This window comes from Rhodococcus sp. NPDC059234 (assembly GCF_042754225.1).
Taxonomy (GTDB): Bacteria; Actinomycetota; Actinomycetes; order Mycobacteriales; family Mycobacteriaceae; genus Rhodococcus_G.
On the sequence record NZ_JBHZAH010000002.1, the window covers coordinates 17,113 to 30,399 of the forward strand.

Consider the following 13,287-nt stretch of genomic DNA (forward strand, 5'->3'; position numbering starts at 1 on the left):
GACTACCGACCTCCGGAGCCGAAACATGCCCGGTACCCGCCGCTGTCGAACGTCGAGGTCGAGCAGTACGTCGCCTCGGGGTAGTACGCGCCCATCGACGTCGCGGGATCGCTGTGCTGGTCCTGCGAGGCCTGCACCGACTGCGGATAGAACTGCGCGCTCGGCAGCATGTGCCGCATGAAGAGCACCTTCTTCGGCACGTCGGTGGATCCCCACGGCAGCACGGTGACGGTCGGATCGGTTGCGGCCGTGGTGGGTACGTCTGCCGGTGCCGCGACCACGTACGTGTAGTTGCCGGCCGAGTCGACCCGGGTCTGGAAGTCGGCGGCGCACGCGACCACCGGATACGGCGAGACCTGGTCGTTCTGGCACATCGACCAGTACCGCACCTGCACGCCGGGTTCGGTCGGCGGCGCCCCGCCCCGGGTGTCCGGGAAGGTCGGGGCTCGGCCGCGGACCACGACGATCCGGCCGGGCTGATAGGTCAGCCCGGCGCCGAGATACTTGTTGTCGCCGTTGGGAAACAGGCCGGACGTGCTGGCCGGATTGACGAAGGTGGCCTCGGGCACGTTGCCGGGGAATGCGCCGGAGGCGGCGCCCGCGATCACGTTGTCGAAGGCGGCCGTCAGGGCCTGGTTCACTTGACCGTTCGGGGCGGTGGCGGGATCGAACGCTGCGCCGCAGGTCGGGACCGGTGTACGGACCGCGCCGTCGCCGCGCACCAGGGTGACCTCCGGCAGCGGTACTCCCCCGGCTGCCGAGTTCCGGTCGTCGGGCACGTACACCCGGATGATCAGGAACCCGAGCGGCGTGGACTGGCCCGCGGCGGGCAGACCCCGGATCTGGTTGGCGGCGTGGTCCGCCGCTCCGGGCACCACCGTCGCGTGCCAGCGCCCCTGCGCAGCCGGGGCCGTACCCGGGGCGGCGAAGGGGTTGACGCTGCCGGGATCCGGCGTGATCTGGTTGTCCCGGAGGGTGTCGACGGTGTCGAAGTTGGTGCCGTAGGTGTTCAGCGACATGTACCGCGCGCGCGGATATTGCCCGGCGAGCTCGATCCGCTCACCCGGGCCCAGCGCGTACGGCAGCACCCAGTAGGTCGCGTTGGCGTCCGGAAACGCGACATTGAGCACGGTGCTGTTCGACATGAACTGCCAGGCGCAGCCGAGTTCCGGAGGTGCCTGCGCCTGTCCCGCGGCGGTCGCCGGGAGCACGCCCGCCATTCCGGTGATCGTCGTGACCGCAGCGATCGCCGCAGTCAGTGTGCGCAGCAACGCCTTCGACAGTCCCATTGCCCGTCCCCTCACTGTCGGGTGTAGAGCTCGGTCAGCGGCAACACGATTCGGCGTTCGACTGCGGCGACGGTGGTGGGCCGACCGGCCCGGGCGGCAGCTCCACCTCGGCCACCGCGATCTCGGGCTACTCGGACCAGGGCCGGCGCGCCCCGCAAGCACCAGTAAACACCCGACGAGGGCCCTTCCATTCGACGATCGCGGGAATAGGTCGCGGGGTCGGGCCTTGCAGGCCGGGCCGGTGAGGAGCAAGATCCGATGAAGGCCGGTCGTAGCCCGAGCCTTGGGTGCGAGGCCAGCGGTACATCGATGCGGAGTCGTGTATGGGCAGCCACGTACGAGCGAGAGCCCGCGCCAAGTCCGAGCGTCGCCGCGTCACCGTGCGAGGAATCGTTCAGGGCGTTGGCTTCCGACCGTTCGTCGCGCGCCTCGCCTCCGACCTGGAGGTCGGCGGATGCTGTGGAAACGACGACGGTGGTGTGTTCGTCGAGGTGGAGGGGCATCCCCAGGTGCTCGACCAGTTCGTCCGCCGGTTGCGGGCCGATGCCCCACCGATCGCGGTCGTCGTGGATCTCGTGTCCGAAACGGTGCCGACGCAGGGTGATTCGGAGTTCCGGATCGTCGACAGTGTGCACTCGGCTGGTGCCCGCACCTTGATGCCGCCGGACACCGCAACCTGCGTCGACTGCCTGCGCGAACTGCGCGATCAGACCGATCGCCGCTACCGCCATCCCTTCGTCAACTGCACCAACTGCGGTCCTCGGTTGACCGTCATCACCGACCTGCCCTACGACCGTCCGGCCACCACGATGGCGAAATTCCCGATGTGTGCCGCGTGCGCGCGGGAGTACCGGGACCCGACGAATCGCCGCTACCACGCGCAACCGATCTGCTGCCACGACTGTGGGCCCCGGGTGTTCCTCGAGGTGGCCGGCCGCAGGGTCGACGGAAACGACGAGGTGCTGCGCGCGGCGCAACGCGCGCTGCGGGACGGACTGACGGTCGCGATCAAGGGTGTCGGGGGCTTCCACCTGGTGTGCGATGCCACGAGCGCATCCGCGGTCGCTCGCCTACGCACCCGCAAGCACCGGCTCGCGAAACCCTTTGCCGTGATGGCCCGCGACGTGTCGGTCGCGGCGCGGGCGGCCCGGGTGGGCGCCGTCGAGGACGAACTGTTGCAGCACCCGGCGAGGCCGATCGTGTTGGTGCACAAGCACGAACACGGCGTGGTCGCAGAGCAGGTGGCGCCGGACATCGACGAGCTCGGCCTCATGCTCCCGTACTCCCCGCTGCACCAGCTGCTGTTCGACCCGGTACCCGGGGACGACGCCCCGGCCGCGCCCGAGCTTCTGGTGATGACCTCCGGCAATCTCAGTGGCGAGCCGCTGTGCTTCGAGAATGCCGATGCGCGGTCGCGGCTCGGCGCCATCGCCGACGTGTTTCTGATGCACGATCGCGACATCGCGGTGCCCTGCGAGGATTCGGTGCTCGCGGTGTCCGATGGTGCGCCGGTCCCGATTCGGCGGTCGCGGGGCTTCGCGCCGCTACCGGTGGTGTTGCAGTCGCCGGGTCCGGCGGTGCTCGCGGTCGGTGCCGAGGTGAAGAACACCTTCTGCCTGACCAGGCAGGACTTCGCCTTCTGCTCGGCGCATCTCGGTGACATGGGCACCTTGGAGAGCCGGCGGGCATTCGAGCGTTCGGTTCGGCAGCTGGCGGCGGTGCATCGGTCGGTGCCCGAGCTCGTGGTCGCGGACGAGCATCCGGACTACTCGACCGGACAGTGGGCGCGACGATTCTGTGACCAGGAGGGCATCCCGCTGCGTACCGTGCAGCACCATCACGCGCACGTGGCCGCGCTCATGGCCGAACACGGCCGCGTCGGCTCCCGAGTGCTCGGTGTGGCATTCGACGGCACCGGTTACGGCTGTGATCGCACGATCTGGGGCGGTGAGCTACTCGAGGTGGGGCCGGGCATTCTCGACGCCCGCCGCGCGGGACATCTGCATCCGTTCTGGCTGCCGGGCGGAGACGCGGGGGTGCGCAATCCCGCCAGGGTCGCGATGTCGTTGTTACACGAGGCCGGTGTTCGCGACGTCGACGACCTGCCTTGCACCCTCGCCCTCGCGGCGGACGAGCGTGCCGTGGTGGAGTCGCAGCTGGGCTCGGGCATCGGATGCGTGCGGACCACCAGCGTCGGCCGCCTGTTCGACGGGGTCTCCTCGTTGCTCGGTGTCCGGCACCGGATCAGCTACGAGGCGCAGGCCGCGATCGAACTCGAGACACTCGCCAGGTCGGCGTCGCGACCCGTCCGCGTGACGATGCGCGTCGTCGGCGACGAGTTGGTGTTCGACACGATGATTGGCGACCTGGTCGAGGCCCTGCGCGCCGGGACCGGTCGCGCCGCGCTGGCACTCGGGTTCCACCAGGCCCTCGCGCAGGCAACCGCCCGACTGGTCGCGGACGCCGGCGAACGGACGGGCGTGACGGTTGTCGGGCTGACCGGTGGGGTGTTCCAGAACCGCCTGCTCCTCGGGATGCTGCGACGCGATCTCTGTGCGCGGGGGTTCGAGGTGCTCGTGCACGCGCAGGTGCCGGCCAACGACGGCGGGATCTCGCTGGGACAGGCGGTTCTCGGCCGGGCCGCGCTCGCGGAGCGCCGCCCGGCGGCAGCGGCGCCCGAAAGCACGGTGACCTCGGAGAAGCCGGCGATCGGAGTGACGACATGACGGTGACACTGCCCGACGCGCCGCTGATCGGCGACGAACTGTCCGCCGACCTCGCGGCCGCAGCGCTCTCGTTGGCACGTCGGTTCGCCGCGGGCGCCACCCTGTGGGTGGTGTCACCGCAGTGGGAACCGCACGCACATCACGTCGCGGTGGAGTTCGTCCATCCGGTGATCATGGGCAAGCGGGCCCTGCCGTCGGTCGCGCTCGTCGAACCGGACCCCCTCGCACAATGTCGGGTCGCCGCGCGTCCGGGCGACGTGATCATCGCTGTGGCGTCCGCCGACCAGCCCCAGGTGCGCGGCATCATGCGCCGGTCCCCCGCCTGGGGGACCGACACGATCTGGATCGGTTCCGGCGAGCGGCCCCCCGCCGGAACCGCCACCCACATCCTGTGGGTGCCCTCCGACGACCCGATGGTGCCGGCCACCGGTCGGTTCGTGCTGATGTACCACCTGCTCTGGGAGCTGACCCACGTCTGCTTCGAGCATCCCGGCCTGTTGACGCCGACCACCGACGACTGCGCCGGCGAGTCGTGCGTGACGTGCGGCGACGAGGGCAGGCTCGCGGAAGTCCTGCTGCCGCCCGCGACGGCGCTGGACTCGGCGTTGGTGCGTACGGCAACCGGTGAGGAGTACGTCGACGTGACCGTGGTCGGCGAGGTGTCCGTCGACGACCTGCTCCTCGTGCACGGCGGGGCGGCGTTGACCCGCATCGGCGACGAGGGGGTGGCATGACCGAGCGTGAGAGCACGAACTTCCTGTACCCGTTCATCGATGCCGAGGAACGCGACACCGAAACGTTGCTGTCCGGCCTCGCCGAGTCCGCCAGGGGCAAAGCCGCCGAGAGCGCCCGCCTGCAGCGCGCCTCCCTCGACGAATGGGGGGTGTCGGTGCGCGATGCCGGTGCGCGGATGGCCGAACGCTTCGGAAGACGCGGGCGCCTCTACACGTTCGGCAACGGCGGAAGCTCGACGGACGCGGCGACGTTGGCCTCGCTCTTCAGTCGACCCGCGCGCGGGCGGCCCGTCGCGGCGTGGTCGCTGGCGGCGGATCAGGCCGTCGTGACCGCGCTGGGCAACGACGTCGGATTCGAACTGATCTTCTCTCGCCAGATCATCGCGCACGCCGCCGAACCTGACATCGCCATCGCGCTGTCGACGTCGGGGAACTCCGACGACCTGCTGACTGCGCTCGCCGAAGCGAGGAAGCGAGGCCTGCTCACGATCGGGTTCGCGGGGCACGACGGGTGCCGGATGGCCACCAGCCCGGATCTCGACTTCTGTTTCACCATTCGCTCGCAGAGCATCCATCGCATCCAGGAAAGCCACGCCCTGGTCGGGTACGCGCTCTGGTCCGCGGTGCAGACGCACATGACCCAGCCCGCGCCGCGCAGCGGGGCGTCAGGATCGGGGGAATCGCAATGACCAGGTCACCGTCGCAGCCCGCCACCCCGGCGGAACGGGAGGGGCGCGTACTCGACCGGATAGACGCCTTCCGCAAGCGGCGGCCCCGGCTGCTCGAATCGGTGGTGACGCTCGCACACGGCGCCGGCGGAAAGTCGTCCGCGGCGCTGATCGACACCGTCTTCGTCGAGGCCTTTCGCAACCCCGAGCTCGAACAACTGGGAGACGCCGCGGTCCTGGCGGTGCCCGGGGGCGACCGACTGGCGTTCTCCACCGACTCGTACGTCGTTCAGCCACTGCAGTTTCCGGGGGGCTCGATCGGCAACCTGGCGGTGCACGGCACCGTCAACGATCTGGCCGTGTCGGGGGCAAGGCCGCAGTGGTTGTCGGCCGGATTCGTCATCGAAGAGGGCTTCGAGATCGCGCGGCTGCAGGAGATCGTGGCGGACATGCGCGACTCCGCGCAGGCCGCGGGTGTGCAGATTGTCACGGGCGACACCAAGGTGGTGGGCAAGGGTGCGGCCGACGGGATGTTCATCTCCACCGCCGGCGTCGGGGTGATTCCCGCCGGCCGGCGGATGTCGGTCGAGCTGGTGCGGCCCGGCGACAAGGTTCTGGTGTCGGGCACGATCGGCGAACACGGCATGGCGGTGATGCTCGCGCGCGGTGAACTCGCGATCGAGGCCGACATCGCCTCCGACACCGCGCCGGTGAACTTGCTCGTCGAGGCGATGCTCGCGGCCGCGCCGTCGACACGGTGGATGCGCGACGCCACCCGGGGCGGAGTCGGCACGGTGTGCAACGAGCTCGCGCAGAGCGCCGGCGTCGCGGTGGTGATCGACGAGCAGGCACTTCCCGTCCAGCAGCAGGTGCTCGGTGCCTGTGACCTGCTGGGCATCGACCCGTTGTACGTCGCGAACGAGGGCAAGTTCATCGCGGTGGTCCCTGCGGCGGAGGCAGATTCGGCGCTCGCGGCGATGCGTGCGCACCCACTCGGCGCCGCGGCCGAGGTGATCGGCGAGGTGATGAGCGAACCGGAGGGCATCGTGGCGTTGCGCACGGCGTTCGGCGGCAGCCGGATCGTGGACATGCTCGTCGGTGACCCGCTCCCGCGGATCTGCTGAGCGGGCCACGATCGGAGGAAGGAGAAGGCAATGTGTCTGGGCATACCGGGCCAGGTCGTCGAGATCGTCGACGCCGACCAGCATCTCGCCAAGGTGGACGTGAACGGCATACGTCGCGTCATCAGCGTGCGCCTGCTCGCGGACACCGGCCCAGCGGTCGGCGACTGGGTGCTCGTGCACGTCGGCTTCGCGATGTCGAAGATCGACGAGGCCGAGGCGCAGTTGACCCTCGACCAGGTGAAGAAGATGGGGGCCGACTACGTCAACGAGATCGACGCATACAACTCGACCGAGATCGCCTGACGACGGGCGACGAGCGAAACGAGGCGGCGCGATGAAATTCGTGGACGAATTCCGTGATCCGGCTGCGGCGCGGGCGCTGGTGAAGTCGATCGTCGAACTCGCGGGCGACGACGAGTTCAAGTTCATGGAGGTGTGCGGCGGCCACACCCACACGATCTACCGGCATGGGATCGAGCACCTGTTGCCGCCGAATGTCGAACTGGTGCACGGCCCCGGCTGCCCGGTGTGCGTCATCCCGATGGGCCGCGTCGACGACGCCATGTCGCTCGCCGAGCGGTCGGGCGTCGTCTTCACCACCTTCGGAGACATGATGCGGGTGCCGGGCTCGCGGGGCAACCTGATCGAGGCGAAGGCCCGCGGCGCCGACGTCCGGTTCGTCTACTCCCCGCTGGACGCGCTGAAGGTGGCTGTCGACAATCCGGACAAGGAGGTGGTGTTCTTCGCCGTCGGATTCGAGACCACCGCTCCGTCGACGGCGGTGACCTTGGTGCGGGCCAGGCAGTTGGGCGTGAAGAACTTCACCGTCTTCTGCAACCACGTCACCATCGTGCCGCCGATCAAGGCGATCCTCGAGTCCCCGGACCTGAGGCTGTCGGGCTTTCTCGGCCCCGGCCACGTCTCGACCGTGGTGGGTCTGCGCCCCTACCGTTTCGTGCCCGAGGTGTACGGGAAACCCATTGTGGTCGCAGGGTTCGAACCCCTCGACATCCTGGCGTCCGTGCACATGCTGCTGCGGCAGATCCGGGACGGTCGGTGCGAGGTGGAGAACCAGTACATTCGGGTGGTCCGGCCGGAGGGCAACACGCAGGCGCTGAAGCTGATGGCCGAGACGTTCGAACTGCGACCGCACTTCGAATGGCGTGGTCTCGGATTCATCTCCCAGAGCGCGCTGAAGATCCATCGTGACTATGCCGAGTTCGACGCCGAGGAGAAGTTCTCGATGCCCGGTGTCCGGGTGGCGGATCCCAAGGCCTGCCAGTGCGGGGAGGTGCTCAAGGGTGTCATCAAGCCGTGGGAGTGCAAGGTGTTCGGCACCGCCTGCACCCCGGAGACGCCGATCGGGACCTGCATGGTGTCCCCCGAGGGCGCCTGCGCGGCGTACTACAACTTCGGCCGGTTGCACCGGGAGACCGCGCTGCTGGTCGGGCAACGCCCGGAGGCGTGAGTGCCGACGCCCGGTCACCGGCTGTTCGCCCGGTATGCGTACGCGCCCAACGCCCTCGGGTACTGCGGTCCGGAGGACACACACACGCTCGAGTCGGTGGCGTGCGGCAGCGGCGGTGACGCGGACGTCCCGTCGCTGGCGCGACGGTTCAGCGGCGCCTGGCCCTACCAGCGGCTCGTCGCCGAGCTGTCCGGGATCGCGGACCCGTTGGACGAGGAGGTCGGTCGGGCCTACTGGACCGGCAGTGAGCTCACCGACCGGATCGACCGGAACCGATTCGGCCGTCGGCTGCTGGACCGGTTGGCCGCGCAGGCCGGGCACTACTGGGCCCACCTGACACCCGAACTGCTCGGCGAGGCCGCACCTACGCACGCATTCCACGTGTTCGGCGTCTACCCGTGGTCGCGGCTACTCGGATCCGGTGCACCGCAACCGCTTCAGGTGCTCGATTCCTGCCGGATCGGCTGGGGCACGGTCACCGAGGTGCGCGAGCACGACACGGTGGTGCGGTCCAGCCCGCTCGTCTTCGACGGCACCGCGCTCGGCCTCGGGCCGGACCGCGAGTGCGTGACCCGGTACCGGGTGCCCGGCGGCGGGACGTTCGTGTCCGATCTGAGCGTGGGCGACCGGGTGGCGATGCACTGGGACTTCGTGTGCGACCGCCTCGACACTCAGCAGGAGGCGAGCCTGGAGTTCTGGACCAGATGGCAGCTCGAACGCACCAATCTCAGGCTTGCCGCTCGGGCGCACAACGACTGAGCCGATCGCGTGGCCGGTTCGTCACTCCGCCGCGTCGTCGCGGCTGCGCCCCATCAGCTCCAGCCCGGCCATGGCTCGTTCGGCACCCGCCTGGTCCGTCTTCTCGACGGCGAAACCCATGTGAATGACCACCCAGTCGCCCGGCGCCGGACGGGCGTCCTCGTCGAGCATGCCGATGTTCACCTTCCGTTGCTCGCCGGCGACGTCGACCAGCGCGAGCTGACCGCCGTACCCGTCGAGCAGGCTCAGTACCCGCCCCGGAATGCCCAGGCACATGATTCAGTCCCCCACGCCCGGCGGCCTCGCCGCGACCGGTGCGCCGAGTTCGGCCACGACTGCCGCGACGGTGGCGGCCGCGTCGTCCACAACGGCCGCCACCTCGCCGGACAGTCCGATCCCGTCCTCGACGGCGGCCACCTGGCAGCCGACGACAACGGTGCGGGGCAGGGTGCCGCCGAGCGCGTCCAGGCAGGCGAACACCGCGGCCGGGTCCATGCCGTGCGCGTCGAGCCCGCCGCCGCGGGCGATCCGCTCCGGGTCGACCTCGAACACCCGGATCGTTCCCGGCGCACCGCGATTCGGCAGAGCGTCGACGAGGACCAGGGCGTCCCAGTCGTCGAGCAGCTCGTACGCCAGATGCACCCCGCGGATGCCGAAGTCGACCGCGCGGGTACCCGGCGGCAGCGACACCCCGGTCATCCGGCGCAGCACCTCGGGACCGAACCCGTCGTCGCCGAGGAAGACGTTGCCGATCCCGGCGATCAGCACGCGGCACTCGCGCATCGCGTCACATCTGCCGCATGCGCAGGTAGCGCTTGATGTCCGGGATCGAGACGACCGTGACCGCGACCGCGGCGATCACCCCCACTGCGAGCAGGGCCGTGGAAATCCGTCCGACGACTCTCATGGCGTTCCTTCCTCGTCGCCGGCGGACAACTCCTCCGGCTCCAGTGGTTCCAGCTCGTCGGGGGCGAAGTAGAGGTACCGGCCGTACCAGTCGTGCAGTTCTGCTGCGGGGTCGTCGATCAGCGTGACCCCGACGTGGATCGCCCCGTCCACGTCGCCGTGCACCGTGGCCACGCGGGCCGTGCGCCCGCCGTAGAACAGGTCCTGGGCGTCCGCGCGGCGCGACGGGCGGAGGCGGACCACGCTCCCCTTGGCGATGCGCACCCCCTCGACCAGAACGCCGTCCACCTCCGGTCGAACCGCGGTGTCCGCCTCCGGATCCCACCACGGGGTGCCGTCGGACAGTTCGGGGACGAGGCCGAGGTCGTGGGGTGGGTCACGCCGGGTCCCGTGCAGACGCGCCATCGCCGCCGGGCCGAGGTCGTCGCAGCGGTCGATGATCGCCGCGGCGAGTGGGTCGGTGGCGCGGGCCTGTGCCTTCTCCTCGTCGGTCAGCGTCATCACACGCAGGTGGAGAATCTCGTCGATCTCGGTGGCGTCGAACAGCGCTCCGGTGCTCTGCTCGGCGACTTCCGGATAGTCGTACAAGATGATCGGCGACACGAGCATCAGCCCGGATTCGCCGGGGCACCCCGCAAGCACCGGGAAGCAACGATGCTGCCGGCACGTCGCCGCGGCACGTTCGAACGGTCCGGGCGGTTCGAGCAGCGATACGAAGCGGCCGTCGGACGCGCCGACCATCAAGTGGGCCCCGATGAGGGACCGCGCGGTTGCCGTCCCGCTCGTCTCGGTGGCGGAAATAGTGTCCGGGCAGGCGTTCTCCACCTCGACGGCGAGGTGGATCAACCCGCCGTCGAACTCGGCACGAACACGGACCTCCGCCTGCAGCGACCGTCGAGTCCGGAGCACCCGGCCGGCCACCGATCCCGCACCGTCGCGGAGCAGCTCGACCGTCGACCCGCCGTCCACCCGAACCGGGAGGCGCAGGCCCGCCGTCAGGGCCGCCGCCGCGTGCGTGCCGAGCGGCACCTCGCACTCGACCGCCTCGTCCCAGCTGAGCCAGTCGATCGGCCCGACGGTCAGTCCGGTTGCGGGTGTGAAGGTCCCGTCGTCCTCGGCGCGTTCGACGGCGCGCCGCTGCAGCTGCAGAAAGCGCAGCGTCAGGTCGATCTCGGCGCGGTCGGTGCACGGTTGCAGCAGGAATTCGGTGCTCATCAGGGCGTCCTCGCCTACCCCGGCCGCCGTGGCGCCGGGCGGTCCGAGCACGCCGAACTGCCAGCGCGACCTGTTCTTCGGTGAGGTGGCCCGGTAGGGGTACAGCAGGTAGCCCTCGTAGAGCACCGCGTCCGCCACAGCGCGGGCTCGGGCGAGGCTCTCGGGCGCGATCATCCGACCGACTCCCCCGCGCCCTGCAGCAGTTCGACCACCGCCGCGTCGAGGCTCAGCAGGCCACGGCCGGACTTGTAGCGGGTCAGGGTGCGCAGGGTGTCCGCGTCCAGCCGGATCCATCCACTGTTCGGGAAGTGCTCCTGCATCAGGTTCCGCCACACCACGGCGGGCATGTCGTAGTCCGCCTCGCGGTCCCACGGTATCGCTTCCACACCGAATCCGGCGGCGCCGCGGGTGAACACCGTCCCGCTGAAGAGGAATACGAGCGGCACCGTGCCCTCGCCGAGGGCGTGCAGGTACTTGGACGCCGAGACCTCGAAGTCGTACGTGCACGGCATCGCCAGCTCCACCTCGCTGGTGCCCGTGAACCCGGGCAGCGTGACCGAGCACTGCAGCCAGGGGAAGGCCCGCAGCGTCGACCGCCATCGTTCGGTCGGCCCGAACAGGTCGATCAGGCCGCCGGCCTCCGCCTCGGTGTACCGGCGGCGTTGCGGTTCGATCCGCACCTGGCAGCGCAGCGCGAGGGCGTGCACGGTGGCGCCGGTGGACTCGTCGATGCGGAGCCGAGCGGTCAGATTCGGTGCGACCGCGTAGCGTTCCGGCGCCACGTCGAGCACGGTGAAGGTCAGCTCGCTCACGCTCGCACCTCCGGTGCAGGGCGGCTTCGGCGGGCGACCCCGTCGAAGAAGTCGTCGATCGCTGCACGGGCCTCGCCGCCGCCGTCGAACCCGCGCCAGACCCGGCGCAGGCGTCCGACCAGTTCGTAGCAGGCGTCGATCGGCACCAGATGGCAGTCCGGCACGCCCGCCTGCTCGGGCACCCGGATCAGGAGCGCCTCGGTGTCGGGCGCGAGCAGGCCGAGCGCCGGATTCGCCGCGAGCACCGCGTCCCACGCGCCCAGCGGCAGCTCGGACTCGGTGGCGCCGGCCGGACCTGGGTAGAAGGCAGTGCTCCGGTCCAGCCGCGAGTTCCGGAACACGAATGCCAAGCCGACCGGTATCTGTAGTTCGTCCCACAGTCCCGGCAGCAGTTCGAAGTCCGGGAAGCTCAGGTAGCGGTCGGGAACGGCGCGATAGCGCAGTTCGGCGTCCGGGTCGGTGAACAGCAGGTAGCAGCCGCGGCACACGCACATCAGCGCTCGCGCCTGCACGTTCACCACGTGGGGATGCGGCTCGGCGATCGGCTCGGCGCACATCTCGCAGCGTTCCCCGACGGGGGGTGGACGCGTCGACGCGAGCCGGGTCAGGGTCGCCAGCGACGGTCCGCAGCGCACCCCCGACCCGGTCATCCCGCCACCTCCGCGGCGGGGACGGCCACCGAGAGCACGCCGTCGCGGACCAGGACCGGAAGCGGCGAGAGGTGTCCACCGGACCCGCCGATCGCGGCCCCCGCGCGACGCACGTCGTAGTGTTCGCGACACGTCGGGCAGGTCAGCACCGCATCGGCCGTCGAACCCCCGACCCGGCGCCCGAGGATCGCCCCGGCGAGCGAGTTGGTGCACGCCGGACACCGGTCGCGGTACGCGTACAGGTCGTCGCCGAGACGGCACGCCAACAACGGCAGGCCGGCGACCGAGAATCCCCCGACCTCACCGGACCCCAGCCCCGCCAGCTCCGCTGCCGGGACCCATGACCCGGTGCCCGCATCGGCACGCACCCGGGCGAGCAGCGACTCCGCTGAGATCAGCCCGGCGGTCGAGGCGGACGCCGGTTCCGCGCCGGCCACCACGATCGACGTGGTCTCGGGGGCCGCCGCCCGCACCGCCTCCTCGACCGCGAGCTCGAGCGTCACCGCCGACGAGGGGCAACCCCGGCAGCTGCCCGTCAGTTGCAGTCGAACTACGCCGTCGTCGACGCCGAGCAGTTCCACGTCCCCACCGTGTGAACCCAGGTACGGCCGGACGCTGTCGAGGGCGCGACGAACCCGGGTGGTCACGTCGTGTGGGTGCAACCCGTGCACCAGCAGCAGGCTCGACACCAACTCGTCCCTTGCGAGAACGTCGATCAGGGTGTCGTCCCGACGGCGCAGTAGCAGCAGGATCCGTTGCAGCCCGTCGCCGTACAGGTCGACCACCTCACGCACCAGTTGCTCGGCGCGTTCCCGCCCGACCGCGCCGCCGGCCGCGCTGGCATCGAGTAGTGCGTCGATACGTTCGCCCGCGCCGCGCCACCCGTCGGGGGCGTCCGTTCCTGTCGCGGTGCCTTCGTCCGGCCCGTCCATGGCC

At 70.3% G+C, this 13,287-nt stretch carries 15 protein-coding genes; 7 read left to right on the plus strand and 8 right to left on the minus strand.

Annotated elements, in window-relative coordinates:
- Nucleotides 1-2 precede the first annotated feature (2 nt).
- Nucleotides 3-1,289 (minus strand): hypothetical protein, encoded by a 1,287-nt coding sequence (locus tag ACFXGJ_RS00605; protein ID WP_378615384.1) that lies wholly within the window; start codon nucleotides 1,287-1,289, stop codon nucleotides 3-5.
- Nucleotides 1,290-1,612: 323 nt separating this feature from the next.
- Between ACFXGJ_RS00605 and hypF the strand changes: the two genes are divergently transcribed.
- The 7 genes from hypF to ACFXGJ_RS00640 are packed head-to-tail and all read left to right on the plus strand — an operon-like array spanning nucleotide 1,613 to nucleotide 8,768.
- The gene (gene hypF, locus ACFXGJ_RS00610; RefSeq protein WP_378615386.1) at nucleotides 1,613-4,015 is read left to right on the plus strand and encodes a carbamoyltransferase HypF; all 2,403 of its coding nucleotides are present in this window, start codon (nucleotides 1,613-1,615) and stop codon (nucleotides 4,013-4,015) included.
- Nucleotides 4,012-4,749 (plus strand): hydrogenase assembly protein HupF, encoded by a 738-nt coding sequence (locus tag ACFXGJ_RS00615; RefSeq protein ID WP_378615388.1) that lies wholly within the window; start codon nucleotides 4,012-4,014, stop codon nucleotides 4,747-4,749. The genes hypF and ACFXGJ_RS00615 overlap by 4 nt, the downstream gene beginning before the upstream one ends.
- Nucleotides 4,746-5,438, plus strand: coding sequence for an SIS domain-containing protein (locus ACFXGJ_RS00620; protein ID WP_378615391.1), 693 nt, complete (start codon nucleotides 4,746-4,748; stop codon nucleotides 5,436-5,438). Before ACFXGJ_RS00615 ends, ACFXGJ_RS00620 begins: the two co-directional genes overlap by 4 nt.
- Entirely contained in the window at nucleotides 5,435-6,541 is a 1,107-nt protein-coding gene (gene hypE / locus ACFXGJ_RS00625; protein ID WP_378615393.1) for a hydrogenase expression/formation protein HypE, read from the plus strand. The genes ACFXGJ_RS00620 and hypE overlap by 4 nt, the downstream gene beginning before the upstream one ends.
- A 30-nt stretch (nucleotides 6,542-6,571) precedes the next feature.
- On the plus strand, nucleotides 6,572-6,844 hold the full coding sequence (locus tag ACFXGJ_RS00630; RefSeq protein WP_378615395.1) for a HypC/HybG/HupF family hydrogenase formation chaperone: 273 nt from the start codon (nucleotides 6,572-6,574) through the stop codon (nucleotides 6,842-6,844).
- 31 nt (nucleotides 6,845-6,875) lie between these two features.
- On the plus strand, nucleotides 6,876-8,009 hold the full coding sequence (gene hypD / locus ACFXGJ_RS00635; RefSeq protein ID WP_378615397.1) for a hydrogenase formation protein HypD: 1,134 nt from the start codon (nucleotides 6,876-6,878) through the stop codon (nucleotides 8,007-8,009).
- Nucleotides 8,010-8,768 (plus strand): DUF6390 family protein, encoded by a 759-nt coding sequence (locus ACFXGJ_RS00640; RefSeq protein WP_378615399.1) that lies wholly within the window; start codon nucleotides 8,010-8,012, stop codon nucleotides 8,766-8,768.
- Nucleotides 8,769-8,789: 21 nt separating this feature from the next.
- Here the strand turns inward: ACFXGJ_RS00640 and ACFXGJ_RS00645 are convergent, their stop codons facing one another.
- The 7 genes from ACFXGJ_RS00645 to ACFXGJ_RS00675 are packed head-to-tail and all read right to left on the minus strand — an operon-like array spanning nucleotide 8,790 to nucleotide 13,283.
- Nucleotides 8,790-9,044, minus strand: a complete 255-nt coding sequence (locus ACFXGJ_RS00645; RefSeq protein ID WP_378615401.1) for a HypC/HybG/HupF family hydrogenase formation chaperone — start codon at nucleotides 9,042-9,044, stop codon at nucleotides 8,790-8,792.
- 3 nt (nucleotides 9,045-9,047) lie between these two features.
- Nucleotides 9,048-9,551, minus strand: a complete 504-nt coding sequence (locus ACFXGJ_RS00650) for a hydrogenase maturation protease (protein WP_378615403.1) — start codon at nucleotides 9,549-9,551, stop codon at nucleotides 9,048-9,050.
- Nucleotides 9,552-9,555: 4 nt separating this feature from the next.
- Entirely contained in the window at nucleotides 9,556-9,675 is a 120-nt protein-coding gene (locus tag ACFXGJ_RS00655) for a DUF6893 family small protein (protein ID WP_378615405.1), read from the minus strand.
- Nucleotides 9,672-11,063, minus strand: coding sequence for a hypothetical protein (locus ACFXGJ_RS00660; protein WP_378615407.1), 1,392 nt, complete (start codon nucleotides 11,061-11,063; stop codon nucleotides 9,672-9,674). The genes ACFXGJ_RS00655 and ACFXGJ_RS00660 overlap by 4 nt, the downstream gene beginning before the upstream one ends.
- On the minus strand, nucleotides 11,060-11,701 hold the full coding sequence (locus ACFXGJ_RS00665; protein ID WP_378615409.1) for a DUF6084 family protein: 642 nt from the start codon (nucleotides 11,699-11,701) through the stop codon (nucleotides 11,060-11,062). Before ACFXGJ_RS00665 ends, ACFXGJ_RS00660 begins: the two co-directional genes overlap by 4 nt.
- A complete protein-coding gene (locus tag ACFXGJ_RS00670) occupies nucleotides 11,698-12,351 on the minus strand; it encodes a DUF5947 family protein (protein WP_378615411.1) in 654 nt (217 codons plus the stop codon). Before ACFXGJ_RS00670 ends, ACFXGJ_RS00665 begins: the two co-directional genes overlap by 4 nt.
- Nucleotides 12,348-13,283 (minus strand): NifU family protein, encoded by a 936-nt coding sequence (locus ACFXGJ_RS00675; RefSeq protein WP_378615413.1) that lies wholly within the window; start codon nucleotides 13,281-13,283, stop codon nucleotides 12,348-12,350. The genes ACFXGJ_RS00670 and ACFXGJ_RS00675 overlap by 4 nt, the downstream gene beginning before the upstream one ends.
- Nucleotides 13,284-13,287 lie beyond the last annotated feature (4 nt).

What these genes read in the sequence shown, in the direction of transcription:
- hypD (WP_378615397.1), top strand. Translation starts at nt 6,876, where the DNA reads ATGAAATTCGTGGACGAATTCCGTGATCCGGCTGCGGCGCGGGCGCTG.
- hypF (WP_378615386.1), top strand. Translation starts at nt 1,613, where the DNA reads ATGGGCAGCCACGTACGAGCGAGAGCCCGCGCCAAGTCCGAGCGTCGC.
- hypE (WP_378615393.1), top strand. Translation starts at nt 5,435, where the DNA reads ATGACCAGGTCACCGTCGCAGCCCGCCACCCCGGCGGAACGGGAGGGG.
- ACFXGJ_RS00655 (WP_378615405.1), bottom strand. Translation starts at nt 9,675, where the DNA reads ATGAGAGTCGTCGGACGGATTTCCACGGCCCTGCTCGCAGTGGGGGTG.
- ACFXGJ_RS00620 (WP_378615391.1), top strand. Translation starts at nt 4,746, where the DNA reads ATGACCGAGCGTGAGAGCACGAACTTCCTGTACCCGTTCATCGATGCC.
- ACFXGJ_RS00605 (WP_378615384.1), bottom strand. Translation starts at nt 1,289, where the DNA reads ATGGGACTGTCGAAGGCGTTGCTGCGCACACTGACTGCGGCGATCGCT.
- ACFXGJ_RS00650 (WP_378615403.1), bottom strand. Translation starts at nt 9,551, where the DNA reads ATGCGCGAGTGCCGCGTGCTGATCGCCGGGATCGGCAACGTCTTCCTC.
- ACFXGJ_RS00645 (WP_378615401.1), bottom strand. Translation starts at nt 9,044, where the DNA reads ATGTGCCTGGGCATTCCGGGGCGGGTACTGAGCCTGCTCGACGGGTAC.
- ACFXGJ_RS00615 (WP_378615388.1), top strand. Translation starts at nt 4,012, where the DNA reads ATGACGGTGACACTGCCCGACGCGCCGCTGATCGGCGACGAACTGTCC.
- ACFXGJ_RS00670 (WP_378615411.1), bottom strand. Translation starts at nt 12,351, where the DNA reads ATGACCGGGTCGGGGGTGCGCTGCGGACCGTCGCTGGCGACCCTGACC.
- ACFXGJ_RS00630 (WP_378615395.1), top strand. Translation starts at nt 6,572, where the DNA reads ATGTGTCTGGGCATACCGGGCCAGGTCGTCGAGATCGTCGACGCCGAC.
- ACFXGJ_RS00675 (WP_378615413.1), bottom strand. Translation starts at nt 13,283, where the DNA reads ATGGACGGGCCGGACGAAGGCACCGCGACAGGAACGGACGCCCCCGAC.
- ACFXGJ_RS00660 (WP_378615407.1), bottom strand. Translation starts at nt 11,063, where the DNA reads ATGATCGCGCCCGAGAGCCTCGCCCGAGCCCGCGCTGTGGCGGACGCG.